The 3,435-nt window shown below is 75.5% G+C and carries 3 protein-coding genes; 2 read left to right on the forward strand and 1 reads right to left on the reverse strand.

The window, feature by feature from the left end:
• The coding region (locus tag PKY62_RS06630; RefSeq protein ID WP_324535922.1) for an ATP-binding cassette domain-containing protein at positions 1–322 on the reverse strand (322 nt) is incomplete at its 3' end.
• Positions 323–492: 170 nt separating this feature from the next.
• On the opposite strand from PKY62_RS06630, the gene PKY62_RS06635 reads away from it, so the two are divergent.
• Together PKY62_RS06635 and PKY62_RS06640 are read left to right on the forward strand one after the other, a co-directional pair.
• Positions 493–1,260 carry a DUF554 domain-containing protein gene (locus PKY62_RS06635; RefSeq protein WP_324535923.1) on the forward strand — a complete coding sequence of 256 codons (768 nt, stop codon included), beginning with the start codon at positions 493–495 and terminating at the stop codon, positions 1,258–1,260.
• Between the two features lie 124 nt (positions 1,261–1,384).
• Positions 1,385–3,435, forward strand: a 2,051-nt coding sequence (locus PKY62_RS06640; RefSeq protein ID WP_324535924.1) for a S8 family serine peptidase, incomplete at its 3' end; no start/stop codon positions are given.

Below are 3,435 nucleotides of genomic sequence, written 5' to 3' on the forward strand. Positions count from 1 at the left end.
CCGGCGCCCCGCCGTAGAGCCGCTGGTAGAAGGCGATGTTCTCGGCCGCGGTCATCGCGTCGTAGAGCCCGTCCCGGTCCAGCGCGAACCCGGTCGCGCGCCGGGCCTCGTCGCTGCCCGCCTCGTGGCCCATGACGCGGACCGATCCTGAGGTCGGGCGGTACAGCCCGAGGATCGTGCGCAGGGTGGTGGTCTTGCCCGCCCCGTTGGGCCCGACGAAGCCGAACACGTCACCGTGCTCGACGGCGAGGTCCACCCCGTGCAGGATCTCGCGACCGCCGAGGGTGACGTGCAGGTCGGCGACGAGGATCGCGGCGCTCATCGGGCCGGGCCGCGCTCGCCGGTGGGGCTCATGGTTCCTCCAGGGCACGTCAGGTGCCCGACGGGTCGAGTCTGTCGCCCCCTGCGCCCGCGGGTCAACGCGAGGCCGGCCGCGCTGGCGCTCCGGGGCGGCCGGACGTCGGACCGCCCCGGGACCACTAGCCTTCCGGCGTGGACGCCACCTTCCCCGGGCTCGGGACCCTCATCAACATGACGACGATCGTCGTCGGGTCGCTGGCCGGGATCGCCGTCGGCAACCGGCTGCGCGAGCACACCCGGTCCGTCGTCACGGACAGCCTCGGGCTGGTGACGCTGCTGGTGGCGGCGCTGTCCGCGGCGAGCGTGACGGACCCGTCGCTCGCCGCCGCCGTGCCGTCCGGCGCACCCGTGCTCATCGTGCTGGCCTCGCTGCTCCTCGGCGGGGTGACCGGATCGCTGCTGCGCCTCGAGCAGCGGCTCGCCGGGCTGGGCGGGCGCGTGCACGACTGGACGTCGCGCCGGTGGAGCGGTGCGGACGTCGCGGGCCGCGAGCGCTTCATCGAGGGGTGGCTCGCGGCGTCGCTGCTCTTCTGCGTCGGCCCGCTCGCGGTGCTGGGCAGCCTCTCGGACGGTCTGGGCAACGGGATCGAGCAGCTGCTGCTCAAGTCCGTCCTCGACGGCTTCGCCGCCCTCGCGTTCGCCTCGACGTTCGGCACGGGAGTGCTGCTCTCGGCGCTGTCCGTCGGCGTGGTGCAGGGCGCGCTCACCGTGCTCGGCATGGTCGTCGGTTCGTTCCTGCCCGACGCGCACATCGCCGCGCTGACCGCAACGGGCGGCCTGATGCTCGTGGGGATCGCCCTGCGCCTGCTGCGGATCCGTGAGGACCTGCCCGTGGCGGCGATGCTGCCGGCGCTGGTGGTCGCACCCGTGCTCACACAGCTCGTGGTGCTCGCGTTCTGAGCCGCCGCACCGGGGGCAGCCGACCGGGCTGGGCCGTTCGCGTGATCCTGCGCGGCCGGGCCTCAGTTCGCCGCGGACCGGCCGATGGGCTGACGAGCACTGCCCTGACCCCGAGGAGCGCGCGATGCACAGCTGGGCCCCCGCGGTCGCGACGGCGGGAGCCGTGGCACTCGTCGTCGGCGGCCTGGCAGCCGTCGGCGCGTCGGGCGGCGAGCCGCCGCTGACCGTCGCCACGAGCTACGGCACGGGCGACGGCCTGCACCGCTACGTCGTCACCCTCACCGCGACCACGAGCGGTCCGACGGAGCCCGGGACCACGACGGCCGCCGCACCGGGTCCGGCCGCCGGCGCGACTCCGACGGCTCCGCCGCCCACCGAGGCGCCAGCGCTCGGCCAGGGTGGCCCCGCCGCCACTCGCCTCCCGGTCGACGCCGCCCTGCTGCGCGCAGCCCAGGTGGAGCTCGGCTCCGGGGGCGACGTCATCGCCGACGGCGACGTCGTCTACTACGTGACTGCCCTCGGCGCGCGCGCCGTCTCCGCCGGCGCCGTCGTCGGCGCCGTCGTCGCGGCCACGGCGCCCCTCGCAGCCCCTGACCGGCCCGTGTCACGGCCCGCCGCGAGCGTCCTCGAGGCTCTCGCGGCCCGCCCCGGCGTGACCGCCGTGACCCCGCTCGACGTCGGCGGGGACGCGCTCGTCTCGACCCACCTGGACCTCGGGGACGTCCTCGCGCTGCCGGAGGTCGCCGCGGCCTCGCCGTCGGTCGAGGTCCCCGTGCTGGGCATCGACCCCACGGACCCCTTCTACGGCCCGTACGCCTGGAACCTGCACAACACCGGCTCCAACGCCTACCAGAAGGCCGCCACGGCCGGCGCCGACGTCGACGCACCCACCGGCTGGGCGGTGACCCACGGGCAGGGCACGGTCGTGGCGGTGGTCGACACCGGCTTCGACTCGGACCACCCGGATCTCGCGGGCGCCCTGTGGACCAACCCCGCCGAGGCGTGCGGCACCCTCGACACCAACGGCAACGGCAAGGTCGGCGACTGCCACGGCTGGAACTTCTGGACCGGCAGCCCGGACATCGACAACGGCGCGGCCGGCTCGCACGGCACGGCCGTGTCCGGGGTGGTCGCCGCGCGGATGGACAACGGGCAGGGGTCGGTCGGGCTGGCGCCCGGGACGCAGATCATGCCGCTGGTCGCGGGCAGCGGGGAGTCCGTGGACGTGTACCTCGCCGCGCAGGCCATCCGGTACGCGGCCGACAACGGCGCCGACGTCGTCAACGCCTCGTTCGGCGGAGCCTTCACCGGGCCGGCTCTCACCGCCCTGAGCGCCGCGATCGACTACGCCACGGATCGGGGGGTGGTCGTGGTCGCCGCTGCGGGAAACGACTCTGCCGACCGGGACACCTCGCCGGTCTACCCCGCGTCCCTGCCGCAGCCGCTGCTGCTCACGGTGGGCTCGAGCACCCCGACGGACTCCGTCGCGGCGCACTCGGCCTACGGCGCCACGACCGTGGACCTCTTCGCCCCCGGCGAGGCGATCGTGACGCCGTGGAACGACGGCGGCTACCGCGCGGTCGCGGGCACCTCGTTCGCGGCGCCGCACGTCGCGGCCGCCGTCGCGCTCTACCGGAGCGTCAACCCGGACGCGTCCGTCGCGGACCTGCGCGCGGACCTCCTCGCCGATGTCGAGCACCTCGCCTCGATGGCGGGGCGCTCGGTCACCGGGGGTCGGCTGGACGTCGCGGCGGTCCAGGGGGCCACGGCCGAGCCCGTGCGCTACTCCTTCGCGGGGATGGTCGGCACGCCGGGCGTCCAGCACCCCGAGGTGACCGTGACGTCCGCTGCCGGCACCGGCGTGTACCGGGCCGTGCTGGGGCTGGCGATGCTCGTCGACGGCGAGATCTGGGCGGTCGCGGGGCAGGACATGACCGTGCGCGGCGCCACGCTGACCACCGACGACACCGGCCAGGTGACCGTCGACCTCGGCGCCCAGGCCTTCCTGGGCACCGAGGTGCTCGCACCGGAGCTCGCGCTCGACGAGGGGTCGTTCGGGCTCACCGTGCAGATCCTGCTCGACGGCCAGCCGCTGAGCCGGCCGTACGCCGCCCCGCTGCGCGTCGTGGCGGCCGAGCAGACGACCGACGACGCAGGCGGCTCGGCGGGCGGCGG

Source organism: Actinotalea sp., assembly GCF_035443605.1.
Taxonomy (GTDB): domain Bacteria; phylum Actinomycetota; class Actinomycetes; order Actinomycetales; family Cellulomonadaceae; genus Actinotalea.